This is a genomic window from Bacillus sp. PPSBB_11 (assembly GCF_038023285.1).
In the GTDB taxonomy this organism is placed as follows: Bacteria; Bacillota; Bacilli; order Bacillales; family Bacillaceae; genus Bacillus; species Bacillus altitudinis.
The window spans coordinates 2363680-2386926 of sequence record NZ_CP150633.1; the positions used below are offsets into that span (position 1 = coordinate 2363680).

Annotated in this window: 20 protein-coding genes; 15 read left to right on the forward strand and 5 right to left on the reverse strand. The window is 40.8% G+C overall.

The genetic code is table 11. The annotated features are described in order from the left end of the window. Positions 1-44: 44 nt before the first annotated feature. Positions 45-461 (reverse strand): hypothetical protein, encoded by a 417-nt coding sequence (locus tag V7L95_RS11560; protein ID WP_025207006.1) that lies wholly within the window; start codon positions 459-461, stop codon positions 45-47. Between the two features lie 166 nt (positions 462-627). Between V7L95_RS11560 and V7L95_RS11565 the strand changes: the two genes are divergently transcribed. The 11 genes from V7L95_RS11565 to V7L95_RS11615 all read left to right on the forward strand — a co-directional run bounded on the left by V7L95_RS11565 (position 628) and on the right by V7L95_RS11615 (position 14309). Beyond that, positions 628-1044, forward strand: a complete 417-nt coding sequence (locus V7L95_RS11565) for a VOC family protein (protein WP_008349030.1) — start codon at positions 628-630, stop codon at positions 1042-1044. Between the two features lie 83 nt (positions 1045-1127). Then, a complete protein-coding gene (locus V7L95_RS11570) occupies positions 1128-2045 on the forward strand; it encodes an AEC family transporter (protein WP_007497064.1) in 918 nt (305 codons plus the stop codon). Between the two features lie 28 nt (positions 2046-2073). Then, the gene (locus V7L95_RS11575) at positions 2074-3666 is read left to right on the forward strand and encodes a PucR family transcriptional regulator (protein ID WP_017360358.1); all 1593 of its coding nucleotides are present in this window, start codon (positions 2074-2076) and stop codon (positions 3664-3666) included. A gap of 241 nt (positions 3667-3907) precedes the next feature. Next, positions 3908-5245, forward strand: coding sequence for an aspartate aminotransferase family protein (locus V7L95_RS11580; protein WP_017360357.1), 1338 nt, complete (start codon positions 3908-3910; stop codon positions 5243-5245). Positions 5246-5572: 327 nt separating this feature from the next. Then, positions 5573-6130, forward strand: coding sequence for a glycerol-3-phosphate responsive antiterminator (locus V7L95_RS11585; protein ID WP_017360356.1), 558 nt, complete (start codon positions 5573-5575; stop codon positions 6128-6130). A gap of 216 nt (positions 6131-6346) precedes the next feature. Next, the gene (locus tag V7L95_RS11590; protein ID WP_008349011.1) at positions 6347-7162 is read left to right on the forward strand and encodes an MIP/aquaporin family protein; all 816 of its coding nucleotides are present in this window, start codon (positions 6347-6349) and stop codon (positions 7160-7162) included. A 15-nt stretch (positions 7163-7177) separates the two neighbouring features. Further along, on the forward strand, positions 7178-8674 hold the full coding sequence (gene glpK, locus V7L95_RS11595; protein WP_007497075.1) for a glycerol kinase GlpK: 1497 nt from the start codon (positions 7178-7180) through the stop codon (positions 8672-8674). Between the two features lie 139 nt (positions 8675-8813). Continuing rightward, positions 8814-10475 (forward strand): glycerol-3-phosphate dehydrogenase, encoded by a 1662-nt coding sequence (gene glpD, locus V7L95_RS11600; RefSeq protein ID WP_039169256.1) that lies wholly within the window; start codon positions 8814-8816, stop codon positions 10473-10475. A 144-nt stretch (positions 10476-10619) separates the two neighbouring features. Beyond that, on the forward strand, positions 10620-12365 hold the full coding sequence (locus V7L95_RS11605) for a phospho-sugar mutase (protein WP_206116101.1): 1746 nt from the start codon (positions 10620-10622) through the stop codon (positions 12363-12365). 151 nt (positions 12366-12516) lie between these two features. After that, positions 12517-13662: a GAF domain-containing sensor histidine kinase gene (locus tag V7L95_RS11610; RefSeq protein ID WP_340966451.1), complete on the forward strand. Its 1146-nt coding sequence runs from the start codon at positions 12517-12519 to the stop codon at positions 13660-13662. Beyond that, positions 13659-14309, forward strand: coding sequence for a response regulator transcription factor (locus V7L95_RS11615; RefSeq protein ID WP_340966453.1), 651 nt, complete (start codon positions 13659-13661; stop codon positions 14307-14309). The genes V7L95_RS11610 and V7L95_RS11615 overlap by 4 nt, the downstream gene beginning before the upstream one ends. A 159-nt stretch (positions 14310-14468) precedes the next feature. On the opposite strand, the gene V7L95_RS11620 is transcribed toward V7L95_RS11615, so the two are convergent. Beyond that, positions 14469-14717 carry a YhdB family protein gene (locus V7L95_RS11620; protein WP_008349000.1) on the reverse strand — a complete coding sequence of 83 codons (249 nt, stop codon included), beginning with the start codon at positions 14715-14717 and terminating at the stop codon, positions 14469-14471. A 248-nt stretch (positions 14718-14965) separates the two neighbouring features. Here V7L95_RS11620 and V7L95_RS11625 point away from each other — a divergent pair, with 248 nt between their 5' ends. Further along, entirely contained in the window at positions 14966-15229 is a 264-nt protein-coding gene (locus tag V7L95_RS11625) for a YqzG/YhdC family protein (RefSeq protein WP_340969031.1), read from the forward strand. Between the two features lie 45 nt (positions 15230-15274). Here the strand turns inward: V7L95_RS11625 and V7L95_RS11630 are convergent, their stop codons facing one another. Continuing rightward, positions 15275-16750, reverse strand: a complete 1476-nt coding sequence (locus V7L95_RS11630; protein ID WP_017360350.1) for a catalase — start codon at positions 16748-16750, stop codon at positions 15275-15277. 159 nt (positions 16751-16909) lie between these two features. Continuing rightward, the gene (locus tag V7L95_RS11635; RefSeq protein WP_041507532.1) at positions 16910-17341 is read right to left on the reverse strand and encodes an Rrf2 family transcriptional regulator; all 432 of its coding nucleotides are present in this window, start codon (positions 17339-17341) and stop codon (positions 16910-16912) included. 183 nt (positions 17342-17524) lie between these two features. Here V7L95_RS11635 and V7L95_RS11640 point away from each other — a divergent pair, with 183 nt between their 5' ends. Together V7L95_RS11640 and V7L95_RS11645 are read left to right on the forward strand one after the other, a co-directional pair. Continuing rightward, a complete protein-coding gene (locus V7L95_RS11640) occupies positions 17525-18724 on the forward strand; it encodes a globin domain-containing protein (protein WP_340966457.1) in 1200 nt (399 codons plus the stop codon). 76 nt (positions 18725-18800) lie between these two features. After that, positions 18801-20216, forward strand: a complete 1416-nt coding sequence (locus V7L95_RS11645; protein ID WP_046527365.1) for a SpoVR family protein — start codon at positions 18801-18803, stop codon at positions 20214-20216. Positions 20217-20266: 50 nt separating this feature from the next. On the opposite strand, the gene V7L95_RS11650 is transcribed toward V7L95_RS11645, so the two are convergent. Beyond that, the gene (locus V7L95_RS11650; RefSeq protein WP_340966461.1) at positions 20267-21631 is read right to left on the reverse strand and encodes an alkaline phosphatase; all 1365 of its coding nucleotides are present in this window, start codon (positions 21629-21631) and stop codon (positions 20267-20269) included. Positions 21632-21985: 354 nt separating this feature from the next. On the opposite strand from V7L95_RS11650, the gene V7L95_RS11655 reads away from it, so the two are divergent. Beyond that, positions 21986-22816, forward strand: a complete 831-nt coding sequence (locus V7L95_RS11655) for a LysM peptidoglycan-binding domain-containing protein (protein WP_340966463.1) — start codon at positions 21986-21988, stop codon at positions 22814-22816. The last annotated feature ends 431 nt before the right edge of the window (positions 22817-23247 follow it).

Genomic DNA, 23247 nt, shown 5'->3' on the forward strand with positions numbered 1-23247 from the left:
CAAAACAAGCGCCCCGCAGTTATGCGAGGCGCTTTTCTGTATGTTTACATTTTCTTTAATGCGAGTGTAGCAAAGTGGGCAATGCTTTTGGCAGCTAAAAATGGAACGTCTGATTTGACAAGAGATTGATAAATCGTTTTTTCTACTTGTTTCCATGTAAGAGCAGGCTCTTCTAAAAGATTTTTTAAATCAGGTCCTACATGCTGGTTGAAAAACTGCTCAAATTGTTCACGTTTTTCTTGTCCGGCAATCACTTCTAATTTTTGTAGCCACTTTTCTTGTTTTTGGAAAGATTGTTCGATGTTTTGTTTAATGGTGTCTGTTGTTGAAGGAAGCTGAAAATCACTTTCTGCTGTCACCTGCTTCGTTTGAATAGATGCAGCATCAGCTGTTTGTGTAATAGGTGAAGCGAATAAAAGGACAGTGGTGGAGAGCATCAAAGATTTTGCGATTGTTTTCATTAAGAAAACCTCCTAGTTCATTTAGTATTGTGCACGAGATTTATTATACATTTTTGTTAAAATAAGGTAATGAGACTTACCGCTTATTTTTTCATGCGACAAAGGGATGCCAAATGAAAAGACGAATATACTGAATGGAAATGATGTTTTACAAAGGGAGAGGGATATGGGGCGACAATCTAAACATCTGTATATCAATTTGCCGGTTAAGCATGTAAATGAGTCAAAGGCTTTCTTTGAACAGCTGGGTTTTGACTTTCAACAAGAACTGACGAATGAACATGCTGCTTGTTTTGTGATGAATGAGACGATCACAGTCATGCTGTTATCACTTAAGCATTTCCAATCCATTTCAGAGAAGGAATTGGTAGATGCCAGAAATGGCGCAGAGGTCATTATCTCTTTACAGGTCGAGACGAGGGAAGAGGTTGATGAGCTTGTAGAGCGTGCGATCGCAGCTGGTGGTTCACCGTTTAAGGAAAAACAAGACCATGATTTCATGTATGGCTGGAGCTTTCAGGATCGTGATGGTCATTTATGGGAAGTGTTTTATATGGATGAGGAGAGAAGCGACCTTTCATAAGGGTGCTTCTTTTTTATTGATAATCAGTGGTATGATAAGAGGGTAAAAAAGAAGGAATTCATCTAGAGAAAAGTAGGTGCTGCATGGAGTTTTTACTTGTCTTAATGCCAGTGTTCGGCATATTCCTTATAGGGTATATTGGGCAGAAGACAATTGGTTTTGATATACATACGCTCTCATCAATGTCTTTATATTTAATGTCACCATTTCTTGCGTTTGAAACCTTTTATCAAAATAAAGTATCGATGGACTATGTGTACTTATCAATATTTGTCGTAGGGCTTTGTCTTTCACTTGTTTTATGTGTCTTCATTTTATCTCGAATTTACGGGTATTCGAATGAAACGTATTGCGCCATGATTTTGTCATCAGCATTTATGAATAATGGAAATTACGGCACGCCTGTTGTCCTTCTTGTTTTTGGAGCAGCTGGTTTAGATATTGCGATTGTGCTAATGGTCCTTCAGCAGCTCGTCATGAGTACGATCGGCATGTATTATGCAGCAAAAGGTGGAGAGGACGCGGGAGACTTGAAGGTCGTTCTAAAAAAAGTGCTGCGTATGCCTGTTGCTTACGGGGCTCTTCTTGGTCTATTATTTCAGCTCATTGACCTTTCATTACCTAAAGAGCTTATGACAGGTGTTCAGCTGGTCGGGGATGCAGCGATACCAACGATTATGCTGATTTTAGGTATGCAGCTCGCAGTGATTTCTTTTAAACAAGTGGATTATCGTAATATTTCCTATGCGGTGCTGCTGAAGCTGTTTATCTCACCACTCATCGCCTTTGGTTTTACGCTTATTTTACCGGTAGATGATTTGGTGAAACAAATTATGATTTTAGTTGCAGCGATGCCGACAGCGGCGAATACAACGCTGATGGCTGTGCAATTTCGAACGAAGCCTGAGTTTGTCTCAAGCACGACGTTTCTCAGTACGATTTTAAGTATTGTGACTTTACCTGTTTTATTATGGATTTTATCCATGCACCCTCTGGGATAGGGGACGGCAAACAAAGGGGGACTTATGAATGAATGTAGATGTTCATTTTCAAGTAAGTGATGTGTTAAAAACGAAGCATTTTACACATGCGAAAGTGTTAGCGGGGGAAAAGGGATTGTTTCGGCAGGTAAAATGGGTACATGTACTTGAAGTGCCTGCTGTAGAGGATTTGTTAAACGGAGGCGAGCTGATCTTAACGACGGCCGCAGGCTTCCATGATCAATTGGAAGTCTTTCAGGCGTTTTTAAGACAGTTGATTGACTCAGGTGCGGCTGGCTTGTGTATTGAATTTGTACCGCTCCGGTTTGATGTGCCAGAAGAACTGATTATTTATGCAGAAGAACGTGATTTTCCGCTTATTTTGTTTACAAAAGAAGTGAAGTTCGTCAATATTACACAGCATCTCCATACGATGATGATTGAGCGTCAGTATCAGATGATGGCGGATTTAGAAACACTGTCGTCCAAGTTGAATGAGCTTTTATTGACTCCTCATCCGCAGATGGATATTTTGGATCAAGTGTATCAGCATGTGAGAGGGATACTACTGCTGATCCCTGTTCAAGGTGAGCCGATTATTTTATGTGATTCTTCCAAACAAACAGAAGAGCTGGTGATGAATTATTTGCAATATGCTTCATTACCAAAAGGATATGAAGTGACGCAAAAACAAGTCCTTGCACTCAAACAAACCTTTGCAGACCTCGTCCTCATTCATCAATCGAACACACTCTCGGAATTTGAACTGCTTGTGATGGATAAAGGAGCGAATGCCCTTGCCCAGCAAACTTTAAGAGAGCTGTATACAGAAGAGCTGAAGAAGACAAAAGAGAATGAATGGCTGCAAAAATGGTTTCATGAAGATCATACAGAAAGAGAGATCATAGAACACCTTGAGGAGACAGAAGGGCTGAAAAAACCGACCGGCTGTGTGGTGATGCTCTTTCAAAAAAACCACCAAATAGAAGAAATCGCAGGGAATCTTTATTTTCTTGTCTCTTGCCGTTCTATTTTTCAGCGTGCTGGTTTCTATTTGATTGTGTACGAGCATCAAGGACAAACCTTATTTATTTTATTGAATACAAGAAAAGTTGAGGACTGGAAAGAGCGTGCAGAAAAAGCGGCAAACGACATCACGCAATTATATGACCGTGAGAAGCCCGGCGAGGCAGTCATCAATTATGGAATCGGTTCATATTGTGAGCAATTTCAACACATGAGAAAAAGTTTTCAAGCAGCGAAAGAAGTGCTGCATTTAAAGAAAGTGATGCCGCAACGGATAAAAAGCCCATTTTATGAAGATTTACATATGCTTCGGTTGATGCCTGTCATGAAAGAAAGCGGGTTATTAGAATGCATGGTGAAAGAGTATTTAGAGCCGGTGATTTTATATGATAAACAAAATAGCGGCAGGCTCTATCAGACGCTGAATATCTTTTTACAGACAAACGGTTCTAAAAAAGAAACCGCAAGCCAGCTCTATATTGTGAGGCAGACGCTTTATCACAGATTGGATAAGCTTCATGCTTTACTTGGTGAGGATATGATGCAAGCGCCAAAACGTCAAGCGCTTGAATTTGCGATCCTTGCTTATGAATTTTTACAGGGGAATCGCCATTAACGGTATATGTTAGATTTTGCCGAGGGATCAAGTAGAGTGTCTCATGGTTCTTTTCAATCAGTTGACGATCTGTCTAATGTAATGTGTCTGGCCCCTTTTTTATAATGAGAGTAACGACACGGGCGGTCTTGTTTCAGTTTCATATGCCTCACTTTTATCCATATAATGAATGGAGAGGTCATATGCAGGACCGGTTTAAGCTTCTTTGATGATGAAAACGGATACATGGGGGCGTGGGAAGATGAAAACACATAACGCACAAGATCTTCAGGCGAAAGATGATCAGTTCATTTGGCATCATATGAAAGGGACAAACAAAGAAAATGAAAGTATGGTGATTCATGAGGCAGAAGGCGCATGGGTGACAGATATTCATGGAAATCGCTATTTAGACGGAATGTCAGGACTATGGTGTGTCAATGCCGGATATGGACGTAAAGAGCTTGCAGAAGCGGCGTATAGGCAATTAAATACGATGCCTTACTACCCACTGACACAAAGCCATGTGCCAGCGATTCAGCTGGCTGAGAAGCTCAATGAATGGCTAGACGGGGACTATGTGATCTTCTTTTCTAACAGTGGTTCTGAAGCGAATGAAGCGGCATTTAAGATTGCCAAACAATATCATGCGCAAAAGGGAGAGAGTACACGAACAAAATTCATTTCCCGATATCGATCGTATCACGGCAATACAGCAGCAGCTCTTGCCGCAACGGGTCAAGCGCAGCGTAAGTACAAATATGAACCGTTAGGACAGGGGTTTATCCATGTCGCACCGCCTGATATGTACCGGCACCCTGAAGATCAAGAGAGCTTGGCAAGTGCTGATGCAATCGATCAAGCAATGACGTGGGAATTAAGTGAGACCATTGCTGGCGTCATCATGGAGCCGATGATTACAGGAGGCGGTATCTTAATGCCGCCAAAAGGATATTTGAAGAAGGTGAAAGAAATCTGTGAAGATCATGGGGCGCTCCTCATTGTGGATGAAGTCATATGCGGCTTTGGCCGGACAGGAAAGCGGTTTGGATTTATGCATGAGGAAGTGAAGCCAGATATCATCACCATGGCAAAAGGGATCACAAGTGGATATTTACCGCTATCTGCAACGTGCGTAAAACGAGACATTTATGAAGCGTATGCAGGAGAAGATACGTATGACAGGCTACGGCATGTGAATACATTTGGCGGTCACCCTGCTTCCTGTGCGGTTGCGCTTGCTAACCTAGAGATCATGGAAAACGAGCAATTAGTGGAGCGGTCACGCACGCTTGGCCAAGACATGCTCGAACGTTTGCAAGAGTTAAAAGAGCATCCATTTGTCGGTGATGTGAGAGGAAAAGGTCTGCTGTTTGGGATTGAGCTTGTGCAGGATCAGGCGTCAAAAAAGCCAGCTGATCCAAGTGTAGTCGGTCAATTGATTGCAGAATGTAAAAAGCGGGGATTGATCATCGGGAAAAATGGCGATACAGTGGCTGGCTATAATAACGTGGCACAGCTCGCACCACCGCTAAATATCACTGATGAAGACGCCTCATTCATTATTCATACTTTAAAAGAAAGCATGGCACAATTATAGCAGAGATTTCTCTGCTTCAGATTGTTGACAAAGGGCTAAAATATTATTTATTTTAGCCCTTTGTCTTCTTTTCAGCGTGATAGAAAATCTTTGCAGCCCTAGGAAGGGTGAGCACCAGCACGCAGGACTGACAAAGAATGCGAGGATTTGCCTACACGCTGTAGCAGAGAGGTTTCTCTGCTTTTTTCTATGCCCTGAAAGGATCAGGTTTTGATCGATTTGCTAGGCTGAATGGTCAATGGGCACACTAGGTGTATTGAAAAAAACATGTGATTCTATTACTGTAAGGAGAAGATAGAACCAATACACACGAGAAGGAGACGGCATATGAGTTTTCATGATCAACCCATTCTACCTGCTGTTCGCAATATGAAGCAATTTGAGGAATTTTTAAAAAGTCCATTTACATATGGGGTCTTACTAGATGTTCATTTAGGGCGGCTTAAGGGCATCATGAATGAGGCGAATGCGCATCATAAAAAAATGTTTGTCCATGTCGATCTCATTCACGGAATCAAACATGATGAGTACGGAACGGAATTTATTTGTCAGGAAATGAAACCAGCTGGCATTATTTCTACTAGGTCTTCTGTCATAGTGAAAGCCAAGCAGAAAAAGGTATATGCCATCCAGCGAATGTTTTTACTTGATACAAGTGCGATGGAAAAAAGCATGGAGTTTGTCGGAAAACATCGTCCAGATTTTATTGAAGTATTGCCGGGTGTCGTGCCAGATTTAATTACAGAAGTGCGCGAAAGAGCTGGAATACCAATATTTGCAGGAGGATTTATCCGAACAAAAGAAGATGTAGAAAGGGCGCTTGCAGCAGGGGCGACAGCTGTCACCACATCGAATACAGAGCTTTGGAAAGCATTCCAAAAGTGAAAAAGATAAAATGTGAAAATTGATTGACAACGTTTTCATCCTCTGATACTATAGCACTAAGTTAATATCATGTGATGGAGAAATGGAGATCCACAACGACGCTTTACTAGGTGACAAATGACCCTGATGTAAAGTATGTTTGTTGTGGATCTTTTTTTCTGTATCTTTTCTACACATTTATAGGGGATGGCAACTGAACCAGAGGAGGAATTTTTCATGACACCATTTTGGGGTGAAGTCGTTGGTACAATGCTTCTGATTATTTTTGGAGGCGGTGTGTGTGCGGCAGTCAGTTTAAAGAAATCGCTTGCTTATCAGTCCGGTTGGATTGTAATCGCTTTCGGATGGGGATTTGCAGTAGCGATTGCAGCTTATGCCACTGGAGGAATCAGCGGTGCACATTTAAACCCGGCGCTGACAATAGGTCTAGCATTAGAAGGAAGTTTTCCTTGGGCTGATGTTCCAATGTATATTGTCGGTCAAATGCTTGGCGCATTACTCGGAGCTATTATTGTCTTCTTACATTACTTACCGCACTGGAAAGCGACAGACGATCCAGGTGCAAAACTAGGCGTATTCTCAACTGGTCCTGCGATTCCGCATACTTTTGCAAACGTGCTCAGTGAAGTCATTGGTACATTTGTATTGGTGGTAGGAATTTTAGCGATTGGTGCAAATAAATTTGCAGACGGAGTCAATCCGTTGATTGTTGGTTTCTTAATTGTTGCGATTGGTCTTTCATTAGGTGGTACAACTGGTTACGCAATTAACCCTGCACGTGATTTAGGTCCAAGAATCGCACATGCCATTCTGCCGATTCCAGGTAAAGGTCCATCAAATTGGAAATATGCTTGGGTTCCTGTTGTTGGTCCAATTTTGGGCGGTGCATTTGGCGGTGTTTTCTATAATGCAGCCTTTAAAGCGAACGTCACACCAGCCTTTTGGATTGTAAGCGTTATTTTAGTTGTGGTATTGTTAGGACTCTATGTTTCTACGAAAAACCAGACAAATGCTGTCAATGAAAGTATGTAAGGGGAGGAAAACACCATGGCAAAAGAAAAATATATTCTCGCATTAGATCAAGGGACAACAAGCTCAAGAGCGATCTTATTTGATCAAGAAGGTAAAATTGCACATACAGCTCAGAAGGAATTCAATCAATATTTTCCGAACCCAGGCTGGGTAGAACACAATGCAAATGAAATTTGGAGCTCTGTTCTATCAGTTATTTCAACTGCTTTAATCGAATCAGGAATTGAAGCAGATCAAATCGCCGGTATCGGAATTACGAACCAGCGTGAGACAGCTGTTGTTTGGGATAAACATACAGGCGCACCTGTTTACAATGCAATTGTTTGGCAGTCACGACAAACATCTGGTATATGTGATGAGCTAAAAGCGCAAGGGCACGATGAAACGTTTAGAAATAAAACGGGTCTACTCATTGATGCTTATTTCTCAGGCACTAAAGTGAAATGGATTTTAGACAATGTAGAAGGTGCTCGTGAGAAAGCAGAAAATGGTGACTTGCTGTTTGGCACAATTGATACATGGCTCATTTGGAAAATGACTGGCGGTCAATCACACGTAACAGATTATTCAAATGCATCAAGAACGTTAATGTTCAATATTTACGATCTGAAATGGGATGAAGAACTACTTGATATCTTAGGTGTTCCAGCTTCCATGCTGCCAGACGTCAAACCATCATCACACATTTATGGTGAAACAACAGACTATCACTTCTTCGGTAAAAATATTCCAATTGCAGGAGCGGCAGGAGATCAGCAGTCTGCGTTATTCGGTCAGGCTTGCTTTGAAGAAGGAATGGCAAAGAACACATATGGTACAGGATGTTTCATGTTGATGAATACAGGGGAAAAAGCAATTAAGTCGGATCATGGATTGTTAACGACGATTGCATGGGGCATTGACGGCAAAGTTGAATATGCTTTAGAAGGAAGTATTTTCGTTGCTGGCTCAGCGATCCAGTGGCTGCGTGATGGACTTAGAATGTTTAAAGACTCAAAAGACAGTGAAGCTTATGCTGAGCGCGTTGAGTCAACAGACGGCGTATATGTCGTACCAGCATTCGTTGGTTTAGGCACACCATATTGGGATAGTGATGTCCGAGGCGCTGTATTCGGTTTAACACGCGGTACTTCTAAAGAGCACTTTGTTCGTGCAACGTTAGAATCACTTGCTTATCAAACGAAAGATGTTTTAGATGCGATGGAAAAAGATTCAAACATCTCACTTAAAACATTGCGCGTCGATGGCGGGGCTGTAAAGAATGATTTCTTAATGGGCTTCCAAAGTGATTTGCTCGATGTACCAGTAGAACGTCCAGAAATTAATGAAACGACGGCACTCGGTGCGGCCTATCTTGCGGGAATAGCAGTTGGCTTCTGGAACGACCGTTCAGACATTGCAAAACAATGGAACCTTGACAAGCGCTTTGAACCTAAAATGGAAGAAGACAGCCGTGACTCGTTATACAGCGGGTGGAAAAAGGCTGTAAAAGCAGCTCAAGCTTTCAAATAAACAAAAAGTATGGTATACTTCAAGTAAGTTAATAGAACGGTTGGAGAACTGGAGAGACCGCAAGCACCGAAGTGTAGAAATACGCTTTGGGTGTTTGCGGTCTCTTTTTCTTTACCGTACAACATGGGAGGAACAAGAGATGACTTTTTCTAGCTTAGAAAGAGAACAAATGCTTCAGGACATGACAAAAAAACCATATGATGTGTTTATCATTGGTGGGGGTATTACTGGCGCTGGTACAGCACTTGATGCGGCTTCACGCGGAATGCGTGTCGGTCTTGCGGAAATGCAGGATTTCGCAGCGGGTACGTCTAGCCGCTCAACGAAACTAGTGCACGGTGGACTTCGTTATTTAAAACAATTTGAAGTGAAAATGGTCGCAGAGGTCGGTAAAGAGCGTGCCATCGTATACGAAAACGGTCCTCATGTGACAACGCCAGAATGGATGCTTCTTCCGATGCATAAAGGCGGGACATTCGGTAAGTTTTCAACTTCAATCGGACTTAGAGTATATGACTTTTTAGCTGGCGTTAAGCATAGTGAACGCAGAAGTATGCTAAGTGCAAAAGAGACACTTGCAAAAGAACCACTTGTGAAAAAGGATGGCTTAAAAGGCGGGGGCTACTATGTTGAATACCGTACAGATGATGCACGCCTGACAATTGAAGTCATGAAAGAGGCTGTGAAATTCGGGGCAGAAGCGGTCAACTATGCGAAAGTAAAAGAATTTATTTATGATAAAGGCAAAGTTGTCGGTGTTGTCATTGAAGATGTCACAACACAGAAAACATACGATGTATATGCGAAAAAAATCGTCAATGCGACAGGTCCATGGGTCGATCAGCTAAGAGACAAGGACCACTCAAAAGAGGGGAAACATTTACAGCATACAAAAGGAATTCACTTAGTATTTGATCAATCTGTTTTCCCATTAAAACAAGCAATCTACTTTGACACACCTGATAAACGAATGGTCTTTGCCATTCCAAGAGAAGGAAAAACGTACGTGGGAACAACAGATACCGTATACAAAAAACAGCTGGAACATCCGCGTATGACAAAAGCAGATCGTGATTACGTGATCAAAGCCATTCAATATATGTTCCCAGATCTTCATATTACAGAGAAAGACGTTGAATCTAACTGGGCTGGTCTTCGTCCACTCATTCATGAAGAAGGCAAAGATCCTTCAGAAATTTCTCGTAAGGATGAGGTATGGACATCATCTTCAGGCTTAATCACGATTGCTGGCGGTAAATTAACAGGTTACCGTAAAATGGCTGAACATATTGTGAATCTTGTACGTGATGGACTGAAAGAGGAAACTGGAAAAGATTTCGGACCATGTAAAACGAAACATATGCCAATTTCAGGCGGGCATGTAGGCGGTTCAAAAAATATGGCATCCTTTGTTCAAGCGAAAACGGCAGAAGGAGCATCCGTTGGTTTGACAGAACCGATTGCACAAAAATTAGCTGAGAAATATGGCTCAAACGTCAGCAATGTCTTCAAGCGTGTGGAGCAGCTTCAAGGGGAAGCAGACAAACGAAACATTCCCGCATATGTGTTGGCTGAACTTGTCTATGCGATCGAAGAAGAATTGGCTGTAACACCTGTCGATTTCTTCTTGAGAAGAACAGGCAGCCTATTATTTAATATCAATTGGGCAAAAACGTATGCACAGCCTGTTGTTGACTATATGGCAGATCGTTTTGGCTGGGATGAAGCGACAAAACAGAAACATCAAACTGAATTAGACCGACTATTCCATGAAGCAGTCGTACCGCTTGATGCTGAATAAGTAAAAAGCCGATCGTGTATCGGCTTTTTTTATTTTGTTCATCGTTTTTTCATATGTTCATGATATAACATGACATGAAGGATAATTCCATATAAAATAACAGTAGATGTTATTTTATTGATGATAAGAGCTGGGAGGACGACCATGAGTTGGAATACGAATTATGAGCGTTGGATCAATGAGAAGCACCTGGATACTGAACTAAGGGAATGGCTGGAGGCACATCAAGATGATCATCAAGCGCTTGAAGACTGCTTCTACAAAAATCTTGAGTTTGGTACTGGAGGAATGCGCGGAGAAATTGGTGCTGGAACGAACCGAATGAATGTTTACACTGTTCGAAAAGCATCTGCTGGTCTTGCTGCGTATATTGCAGCACATGGAGAGAATGCAAAAAAAAGAGGTGTCGCCATTGCCTATGATTCACGCCATAAATCTCCTGAATTTGCAATGGAAGCGGCCAAAACACTTGCTTCACATGGCATTCAAACATACGTATTTGACGAACTGCGTCCGACACCAGAACTCTCTTTTGCAGTTCGAGAACTGAATGCCTTTGCAGGGATTGTTGTGACAGCAAGTCACAATCCGCCAGAATATAATGGCTATAAAGTTTATGGAGAAGATGGAGGCCAAATGCCCCCATTTGAAGCAGATCAAGTCATTAAAGAAGTAGATGCCATCGAAAATGAATTAGCCATTTCAGTGGAATCAGAAGAAGTATTGAAGCAAAATGGTTTGATCCGCATGATTGGTGAAGAAATCGATCAAGCGTATATGGAAAAATTAAAAACGATTCGTGTGCACCCTGAGCTTGCAAAAGAAGTCGATGTCAAAGTGGTGTTTACCCCGCTTCATGGGACGGCGAATAAACCTGTCCGAAACGGACTTCAGGCCTTTGGTTATAAGCATGTGACGGTTGTACCTGAACAGGAAAAACCAGATCCGCAATTCTCGACGGTTACGTCTCCAAATCCAGAGGAGCATGCCGCTTTTGAATACGCCATCAAGCTTGGCGAAAAGCAAAATGCTGATATGTTGATTGCGACAGATCCAGATGCAGATCGATTAGGTATCGCTGTGAAAAATCATGATGGTGAATTTACCGTTTTGACCGGTAACCAAACAGGCGCCTTACTACTTCATTATTTATTATCTGAAAAACAAAAACTAGGTCAGCTGCCGCCTCGCCCCGTTGTGATGAAAACGATTGTGACAAGTGAGCTTGGGCGTGCTGTTGCCTCAGCATTTGGAGCTGACACGATTGATACGCTCACTGGCTTTAAATTTATCGGAGAAAAAATCAAGCAGTTTGAAGAAAGCGGAGAATACACGTTTCAATTTGGCTATGAAGAAAGCTACGGCTATTTGATCGGTGATTTTGCACGAGATAAAGATGCAGTTCAAGCGGCGTTATTAGCAGTTGAAGTCGCAGCCTTTTATAAAAAACAAGGCAAGTCATTATACGATGCTCTTGTTGATATTTTTAAGGAATTTGGATTTTACAGAGAAGGGTTAAAGTCATTAACCTTAAAGGGGAAAGTAGGAGCGGAGCAGATTTCTGCTATTCTTCATACCTTTAGATCAAACCCGCCAGCTTCTATCGCTGGTCAGCGCATTACGGTCATTGAGGATTATCAATCAAGTCAAAGGCACCTTGTAGCTGAAAAGAAAGAAGAAACGATTCATCTGCCGGCATCAAACGTCCTGAAATATTTCCTTGAAGATGGCTCATGGTTTTGTTTACGACCTTCTGGTACGGAGCCTAAAGTCAAATTTTATATTGCAGTCAAAGGCACATCGTTAACTGACAGCGAAGAAAAGCTGAAACACTTATCAGAAGAAGTCATGAAAGTCGTCTATGACATTGTGGAAGAAACAGCTAAATAAAACATCACAAAGCCATCATGTCATGCATGATGGCTTTTTCTCAGTCAAAAGGATGAGAAAAAATCATCCTTTTTGAGAAAGAGCCGCACAGATGCTCATGGTATAATCAACATATTGATCAGAGAGGCAGTAAAAGCCGGGGGTACACACGATGGGAGATTACCAAGAAAAAGTCAAAACATTAAAAACGTTAAAAGAAATTGCTGAAAAGCTAAATGAAGGGATGGAAATGAAGGAAACGCTTCATGAAGTGCTTCATATGCTTATGGAAGTGACAGGCTTTCAAACAGCATGGATTTATTTTATAGAAGAAGACGGATCGTATGAACTAATGGCAGAAGTATGCTTACCTGAAGCACTGGCAAAGGATCGAAAGCAATTGATGTGTCAAAACGATTGCTATTGCATCAACCGCTACACAAAAGGCTCACTGCAATCAGCGACCAATATCATCAATTGTAAACGGATTGAAACGGCGATTGAGCAAAAGCTTGGAGATACAGAAGGAATTACCCATCATGCAACCGTTCCTCTCCAAGCATGTAAGCGTACGTTTGGCTTATTAAATGTGGCGGCAAAAGGGAAGGTCACATTTACACAGGAGGAGCTGAATCTGCTTGAAAGTATTGCACTGCAAATTGGTACGGCTATTCAGCGTATGAAGCTTGTGCAAAATGAGCAGCAGCATGCACTGCTAGAAGAACGAAACCGGCTTGCGCAGGATTTACATGATTCTGTGAATCAAATGCTGTTTTCCGTGAGTTTGACTGCAAAGGCAGCGCGTCAAATGACAAGTGATCAAAAATTAGGTGAAATGATTGATTTTATTCAGCATTTATCACAAGATGCCCTCATTGAAATGCGCTCACTCATCTGGCAGTTAAGACCAAAAGGACTTGAAAAAGGATTTACGACAGCGATTGAAGAGTATGCACAGCTTTTAGGTCTAAATTGTTCATTGTCTTTATCAGGCTGTATGGAAATAGATCATTCAAAGCACGAGACCTTATTTCGCGTATGCCAAGAAGCTCTCAATAATTGCCAAAAGCATGCGGGTGTTGAGAAAGTAGAGGTCAAACTGGAGCAATCAGGAGACACGTTTGGTATGAAAATCATCGATCAGGGAAAGGGATTTCAGTATGATGAACAAATGAGTCTTCCTTCACTTGGATTGAAAGGGATGGCTAAACGTATTCGTAGGGTGGGAGGTACATTTTGTATCAACTCTGAGCTAGGGAAAGGAACCACGATTCATGTTAAAGTCCCATTTTCTCAAGAAAGGAAGGGGTTGTCATGAGGGTAGTCATTGCAGATGATCATCATATTGTCAGAAAAGGGCTGGTCTTTTTCTTGCAAACTCAGCCAGATGTAGAAATCGTTGGTGAAGCATCCAATGGAGAAGAGGCACTACAGGTAGTGAGGCAAACAAAGCCTGACATTGTCTTGATGGATCTCTCTATGCCTGTAATGAATGGAATTGAGGCGACAAAGCAAATGACGCTGGATATGCCGGATGTCCGCATTGTCATTCTGACAAGCTATGCAGATAAGGACTATGTGATCCCTGCTATCCAAGCGGGAGCGAAGGCTTATCAGCTCAAGGATGTAGCACCTGAAAAGCTTCTCACGACAATGATTGAGGTGCAAAATGGTACGTATCAATTAGACGGTCATATTACGACGTTTCTCGTCCAGCATCTAACTGAACCTAAAGAGCAGAAATGGGCATTGATGAACGAACTGACCAATAGAGAACGTGATGTCTTATTTGAAATCGCAAAAGGGAAAAGTAACAAAGAAATTGCCTCATCGCTTTTTATTTCTGAAAAGACTGTGAAAACTCACGTGTCTCATGTGTTATCAAAGTTAGAGCTGGCAGATCGAACTCAGGCCGCTCTATATGCGGTAGATTATCAAAAAAATCAGCCGAAAGAGCTGTTGTAAACAGTCATGGTGGACATTCCAAAAGACTTCATGAGTATTCTCTCGTGAAGTCTTTTCTTCTTTATGAAAGGCGGTTAGTAAAAGGCTGAAAAGAAAACAAAGAGCTAAAATAAAGTTCATTTTAGCCCTTTGTCAACAATCGAAAATCAACCTTTTCCTTTATGTGTACATTGGTTCAGCATATGCTTCAGCAACGGCAGCTTCTGAAGCATGGTCGATATACTGCAGGAGTCCATATAAACATTTTTCAACATCTGCATCGTTCCGGTTAAATTGATACGCATGTAAGAAATGCTCAATACGTTTCGAGAGCAAATCATCTTGCGTACGGACCATAAGAATAAGTAAATTATCCCATTGCGAGCGATGCGTATAATAAAGTGCCTTATCATAATCTGCCACATTCATTAAACCTTCTCCTTTCCCTTGAGAAGTCCTCATTAGTTTGCTCGGATCAGGTCGACTTTTTCAGGGGAAAAGTTGGTGTCTGCATAAACTGGGTACCGGGAATTATAGGCTGAATAAATGCTTGATGTATGAAAAAGAACCAACCAGCAAAACCTAAACAAAATAGACATGAAAGTGAGAATATTGATATTATGCACCCGAAATTATGGATGCTTTTTGCAGCAGGAATTGTTTTATTTGGCAGTCTCATGGTTCATCCATCTTCACAAGCAGCTGTGCAGCCGGCAGAGAATTGGGAAAGACTTGCGTATACTGCCTTGCAAGATGAATATGAAGGCGCCGCTTTAAACGATTATCATTACATTGGACGTACACAAGTGAATGAAGATCAAACAAAAGATGTGTTTCGCGTGACCGTGAAGGAAGGCTCCACACGATTTCCAGCACATGCAGAAATTTATTTTCATCCAGTGACGGGTCATTTGATTAGTATTAACATATTTCGGCTATAAAAAAGCACCTCTTTTAAAAAGAGGTGCTCCAGCTGAAAAGAAGATCTATTTCATGCTTCCTTGAAGATATGAACGAATATCCACACCGAGTGAATCCGCTAAACGCTGTCCATAATCTTCATCTGCACGATAGAAGTTGCAGATCGCAAGTAATTTTGTTTTTTCATTTACGTCTTTCAAGTCAGCTGTCAGGTTTTTGATCAATGCTTGTTTCTCTTCTTCAGAGTAGCTTCGATATTTTTCTCCAGCTTGTTTGAAATCATTTGGTTTTTCAATTTTTTGTCTCACCATACGGTCACCATGAAGAACTGGTTCACTTTCTTTGTAGTGAGGGTTTTCTTTTGGCTGATCTTCATAACGGTTTGGTTCATAGTTGATATGACCGCTTGGACGAGTTGTAGTCATAAAGCCATCCTGTTGGTTATTGTGTACAGGCGCATAAGGACAGTTCACTGGGATGCGCATGTAGTTTGCACCTAGGCGGTGACGCTGCGTGTCAGGATAAGAGAACAGACGACCTTGAAGCAGTTTGTCTTCAGATGCTTCAATTCCTGGTACTAGGGCACTTGGCGTGAAAGCAGATTGCTCTGTTTCAGCAAAGAAATTTTCTGGATTGCGGTTCAGTGTCATGCGGCCCACTTTTTGCAGCGGATAATCTTCCTCGCTCCACGTCTTCGTCGGATCACATGGATCATAATCTAGTTCATCATAATCACTGAGCGGCATAAGCTGAACGTAAAGATCCCATGCTGGATAATTTCCTTTTTCAATACGATCATACAAGTCTCTTGTCGCATGCTGGAAGTCGTTTGCTTGAATTTCTGCAGCTTCTTCCATCGATAAATTGCGAATGCCTTCTGATGGTCTCCAGTGGTATTTCACATATTTTGTTTCTCCGTATTTGTTTACCCATCTAAACGTATGAACACCAGAACCGCGCATTTCAGCGTAGTTCGCAGGAATACCTTCGTCAGAGAAGAGCCATGTGAGCATGTGAGTGGATTCAGGTGTTAACGTCATAAAATCCCAATAACGGTCAGGATCTTGAATGTTGGTTACAGGATCTGGCTTAAGAGAGTGAACCATGTCAGGGAATTTGAGTGCATCACGAATGAAGAAGATCGGCAAGTTGTTCCCAACTAGATCATAGTTGCCTTCTTCTGTATAAAATTTGACAGCGAAACCACGAGGGTCACGTAATGTTTCAGGTGAACCTTTAGGGTGAATAACCGTTGAGAAACGGACAAAAACATCTGTTTGTTTTCCTTCTTCACTTAAGAAAGCTGCTCTTGTATGTTTCTCCATGCTATTTTCTACTTCAAACACACCATAAGCGCCAGCGCCTCTTGCATGAACAACACGCTCTGGAATACGTTCACGGTCAAAGTGTGCAAGTTTTTCAATCAAATGGTAATCATCAAGAAATGAAGGCCCTCTGTGACCAGCAGTTCTTGAGTTTTGATTATCGCCAACTGGCACGCCTTGATTCGTCGTCAAATTTTTATGATTAGAATTTGTCATTCTTTTTCTCCTCCTGTAAACAAAAATGGTTTCTAGCAATCTATATACCCTAATTATATTGAATCAAACATGATAGTCAATATTTATTTATAATAATTTTAAATAAATTATTATTACAAAGAGGTAAAGAAAAAGACGAAAGAAATAAATTCTTTCGCCTTAGAGCAGAAGCTCTCTTAGAGCATCTTTGTTTTGTGTTAAATCATTTAATGTGTATTGGTCAAGAACGCGTAAATAAGCAGTGAGTGCTTCATGAAGTACGTGCTTTAATGAACAAATCGGGGAGATAATACAGCTGTTTTTCTTCGGATCAAAGCATTCAACCATGACTAAATCATCCTCTGTATAGCGGACAACCTCACCAATATTAATGCTTTCTGGGCTTTTCCCCAGCCTAATCCCACCATTTCTTCCGCGGATCGTTTCTACATAACCACGTTTTCCTAGATGGTAAATGACCTTTGTCAGGTGATTTTTCGAAATGCCATAAATATCGGCAATTTGCTGAATATTTGACAGTTCATTGTTTTCTCTCGAAGCTAAATAAATGAGTACCCTTAATGAGAAATCTGTATAATTCGTAAGTTTCATTTGGACGACCTCTAAACCTAATAGAGTTTTGTATCATCGTAACACATTTTAGACAAAAACTGTTCGAGAAAGTACTAAATGTGACAACATTTAAAACATGCATTTTAAATATTGCTTTTATAAGCTGTCATCCGTTACGATAAAGATGTATTTAAAATACATCTTTTGAAAGAAGGAATAACGATGTTATCCACAGATCAAATGAATGCCATAAAACAATCAGCCCCTCTTCTAAAAGCTGAGGGAACAAAACTTGTGACTGTTTTTTATCAAAATATGATTAGACAGCACCCAGAGCTACTCAATCAGTTTAATAAAACAAATCTCATGAATGGAAGCCAGCCAGAGGCGCTTGCCGCAACACTCTATCAAGCTGCACTGCACATTGATCGCTTGGCAGACTTGTTACCTGCTGTGAAACAAATTGCCCATAAGCATGTCAGTGTCATGGTGAAAAAAGAGCAGTACCCAATCGTCGGATATCACCTTCTTGAAGCAATGAAAGAGGTATTTGGGTTATCAGAGGAAGATGACACATTGTTGGCTTGGAAGGCTGCATATGACATCATTGCGAATATATTCATCACCATTGAGGCAGAAATGATGGCTGAAAATGTGAAACAAACTGGTGGATGGGCAGATGTCAAACCGTTTATTCTGAAGAAAAAGAAACAAGAATCTCCATCACTCATTTCCTTTTATTTCGTACCAGAGGATGAATCTGAGCTACCAATGTATGAAGCTGGTCAATACATTACGGTGCAGGTAGATATGCCGGGTGAAGCCTATGTATGCAGCAGACAATACAGTTTATCAGATCAATATCACCCATCTTACTATCGCATCACCGTGAAACGAGATGGGCATGTCTCCACATTCCTGCATGATGAAATGAGAGAAGGCGATGTTCTTCACGTCAGTATGCCGCAGGGAATGTTCTGTTTGCAAGATGATACAAAAGAACCTGTTTATTTGATTAGTGCCGGTTCTGGTGTCACACCAATGATTGGTCTAGTGAAAACAGCGTCGCATAACAATCAGCCATTCACGATGATTCATGCAGACAGACTAGAGGATGTAACCGCTTTTGAACAAGAGTATGAACACGTTCTCACTTCATCTCCAGAGGGGCGTATTATCCTTTGTAACGAACAATTTGAAAAGAGTGGAAAGAGTGAGCTGGTTGAGAAGGTGGCTACGCGGATTGACCGACCTTTCCTTCAATCAGTCATTGGTGAAGGAAAAGGCCAATTTTATGTTTGCGGTTCTCCCGCATTTACTCAAGAGATGATCCTTATTCTAAAAGCGATGGACATCCCGGAAAAGAATATCCATTTTGAAGCGTTCGGCGGGCAGTCCATGAAAGAGATGGAAGTCGTCTAAACAACTGGCTGAACATCATGTTTTATTAGGTACGCTCATATATTAGGGATAAGTCCGATGAGGAGGGATGGTTTCCTTGAGCGTATCTGAAAAGCGTCTTTTACAACGAGCCATTGATGAAATTACAGAAATTGCAGAAGGATTTGGTCTGGATTTTTATCCGATGAGGTATGAAATCTGTCCCGCGGAGATTATTTATACATTCGGTGCATATGGCATGCCAACACGATTTAGCCACTGGAGCTTTGGAAAGCAATTTCACAAAATGAAGCTTCATTATGATTTAGGATTAAGCAAAATTTATGAGCTGGTGATTAATTCAAATCCTTGCTATGCCTTTCTCCTTGATAACAATTCGCTTGTTCAAAATAAACTAATTGTGGCTCATGTCTTGGCACACTGCGATTTCTTTAAAAACAACTGCCGTTTCCAAAACACAAAACGAGATATGGTGGAAAGTATGTCAGCGGCAGCAGAGCGAATTAAAGAATATGAACATATCCACGGTACAAAAGAAGTCGAGTCCTTTTTAGATGCTGTATTGGCATTGCAGGAGCATATTGATCCGTCGCTTGTTCGTTCAAAATTAAGCTGGAATCTCGACGATGAAGATGAATATGAAGAGGACAAACCAAAACGTCAAACGCCATATGATGATTTGTGGGGAATGGATGAACCGAAAACACGTGAGAAAAAGAAAACGATCAAGCAATTCCCCCCAAAGCCAGAAAAAGATATTTTGCTCTTTATCGAGGCACACTCCCGGGAGCTAGAGCCTTGGCAGCGGGATGTGCTGACGATGCTGAGAGAGGAAATGCTCTATTTTTGGCCACAGCTAGAAACGAAAATCATGAATGAAGGCTGGGCATCGTATTGGCACCAGCGGATTATGCGTGAACTTGATTTAGATTCAAGTGAATCGATTGAATTTGCCAAATTAAATGCAGGTGTCGTGCAGCCATCTAAGACAGGAATCAATCCTTACTATTTAGGGCTGAAGATTTTTGAAGATATTGAAGAGCGCTACGATCATCCATGCGAGGAATTAAAAAAAGCAGGAGTGACGGAAGGGTCCGGTCGCAGCAAAATGTTTGAAGTGCGAGAAATTGAATCAGACATTTCTTTTATTCGAAATTACTTAACGAAAGACCTTGTGATGAGGGAAGATTTGTACTTGTTTCAAAAGCAGGGGAGAGACTATAAAGTCATTGATAAAGAATGGAAGGCAGTCCGTGATCAGCTAGTCAGCATGAGGGTCAATGGCGGCTTTCCGTATTTGACAGTCATCGATGGTGACTATTTAAAAAACAATGAACTCTATATTAAACATTGGTATGAAGGCATTGAGCTCGATCTCAAATACTTAGAAAAGGTACTTCCATATTTGCATCAGCTATGGGGAAGAAGTGTGCATATCGAGTCAGTTCTTGAAGGAAAAGAAGTGATGTTTTCATACGATGGAAAAGGGGTTCATAGGAAGTATCTCACTTAATGATCAAAAAAGATGTCTACGACTAGACATCTTTTTTTGTGATTAGCACTTTATTGGTTTTTCAGCAGTTTGAAAATGTGTTTCGCTTGATCTGTATTTTCCATGAGTCCTTTTAGCTGCTCGCTTGTTGGTCCATAAGCATAAAATGGTACTTCATCCCCTGTATGACCTGATGTGGTCCAGCCTGTATGAGACCTTGTATTGATGACTTTTTCGATGGCATCATCAATTTGAACAGGATCTTTTGTTTCAGCTGCCTTTTGAATAGAGGCGATTTCCTCTTTTGTGAAATCAAGGTCGATGTATTGTTTGAGCGCAGTCTCGACCGTCATACCCTCTACAATTTTGTTTGCAATGAAATCAGGTGTCTTTTTTGCTGCTTTGACAGGCTGATAATCCCAGCTGCCCGAGCCGTCTGCCCCGAAGGAAAGACCGCCAGTTGAATGATCTGCGGTCGTGATGACTAATGTGTTTTTATCCTTTTTTGCGAAACGAATGGCTTCTTCAAATGCTTTTTCAAAATCCTTCATCTCACTCATCGCACTGACAATATCGTGGTCATGTCCAGCCCAGTCAATTTGACTGCCTTCAACCATGAGGAAAAACCCTTTTTTGTTTTTAGACAGCTGTTTGATGGCTGAGGATGTCATGTCTTGCAAGGAAGGAGTCGTTTTATCGCGATCAATTGCTTTATCGAGACCGCCGTCAGCAAAAATGCCTAACAATTTTTGCTGTTTGTTTTTTTGTAAGTCAGCTTTATTGGTTACGTAACGATAGCCTGCTTTTTGAAATTCTTTCGTCAAATCACGATCTTTGCGGACAAAATCGATCAGTCCTCCGCCAAGCATGACATCGACTGTATGCTGTTTGCCAATTTTCTCATCGAAGAAATCATCAGCAATGGCTGCTGTGTTTTTTCTAGACACATCGTGAGCGGCATACGCAGCAGGTGTCGCATTGGTTAATTCAGATGTGACGACGAGACCAGTAGACTTTCCTTTGCGTTTTGCTTCTTCTAATACTGTTTTTAGTTTTTTGCCATTTTTGTTTACACCAATGGCGTTGTTGTATGTTTTTTGACCGGTTGCCATGGCTGTACCAGCTGCTGCTGAATCAGTAATGTTACTTTTAGAATCATCAGGGTATGTTTTATGCATGCCAGTGAGGTAAGGGTCAAACGCTGTTTGCTTGGAAAGATCACCGTTGTGTTTAAATGAGCGGTAAGTTGAAAGGTAAGGTGTTCCCATGCCATCTCCAATGAGCACGATCACATTTTGTACGTCATTTTTTGGTTTCTTTTTAGCCTCAGCTTTGTCAGCCTGTCCAAATTCAATTCCTGAAAAAATACCAATCGATAACACTGATGCGGTTGCGATTGCAGCTATTTTCGTTTTCGAGCTTTTCAACACACTCATTCATTTTGCCTCCTCATTGTTTATGTATCGCTCTCACGTTTACAATGGTAGAGCAGAAGTGTGGATTCCAAATGACAGCACCGTAAAGTTCACTTTAAAATTGTAAAGGTCCACTTTACATAGAATGAACCAAAAAGAGAAATGAATGTATGATTTATCTATGACAAGATGCATTTGTTTTGTCATGATTGTGTAATAAAAATGAAATAAAAAGAACCCTAAAAAAAAAACATTTTTGCCGAATTAATAAGCATAATGTCGTAGGAAGTCAAGACTATTTCTTCTGGTATTCGATCCTTATAATAGAAAGTAGATAAAAATTCGGATCACGATAGATACATACAGGAGGAACAAATGAAAAAACAATTGATCACAGTTGCAAGTGCAGTTCTACTTGGGACGACATTATTTGCCGGAGCTGCCTCAGCACAATCAGTAAAGGTTCAAAAAGGTGACTCTCTTTCTGTTCTAGCGAAAAAATACAAAACAACCGTGAGTAAGATTAAATCAGACAATAAACTGAAATCTAACACGATTTATGTTGGACAAACCTTAAAAGTGAATGGTACTTCTTCAAAAAAGGTAACGAAAACATCAAAAACAACAACAAAAGTAAAAGCGTCTTCAACGACAGTCACTCATAAAGTTGTCAAAGGTGATACTTTATCTAAAATCGGCAAAAAATATGGAATGACAGTGAAAGAGCTGAAATCGTTAAATAAACTCAAAACAGATCTGATTAAAATTGGACAAAAGCTGAAAGTGAAAAAGACATCCAAAGTGAAACCAACACCTGTCAAAGAAAAAACAGTTGCTACTTCTTCTTTAAACACGTCTAAACTCGTAGCAGATGCGAAAGCACAAAACGGTACACCATATAAATGGGGTGGAACGACACCGAAAGGCTTTGATTGCAGCGGTTTTATGTGGTATATCATTAACAAACAAACAAAGATTTCAAGACAAACGACTGAAGGTTTTTGGGGATCAATGAAAAGCGTCTCAACACCTAAAGTTGGAGATTTTGTCTTCTTTACAACCTATAAATCTGGCCCATCTCACATGGGTGTCTACCTTGGGAACAACAAGTTTATCCACGCTGCTTCTGATGGTGTGACGATCAGCGATATGACTTCAAGCTATTGGAAGCCAATTTACCTTGGCGCAAAGACATTTGTAAACTAATAATGGATCTTAAGAGACTGCTTACTAGGCAGTCTCTTTTTTTGTATATCGTTTGCGCAGCTAAATCAGTCCTTTATCATAGCTCTCTATGAGTCTAAAGGCTTTTAAATAAGCAAAAGTGAAGACAAGTTATCAAAAGAATAATTTTATTTTCACTTTATAAAAATTATATCAAAAAAGTATAATTTTGTATGTTGTATAATAAATAGAAGAAGCCAAGCTATGATTTGAATAAAGATTGAAGAAAATCTACCCTGATGATTGACAAATATTTTGTTAATAAATAAGAATTTTCACTCTATTTCGAAAAAAAGTGTTTTCATTTTTTAATTTTCATATATAATAATTTTACGCCACTAATTTATTGCGCTAAATTAAATCTAAATATTCAGAAAATAAAGTGAATTACGAAGTGGTGGCGTCTTTAGACG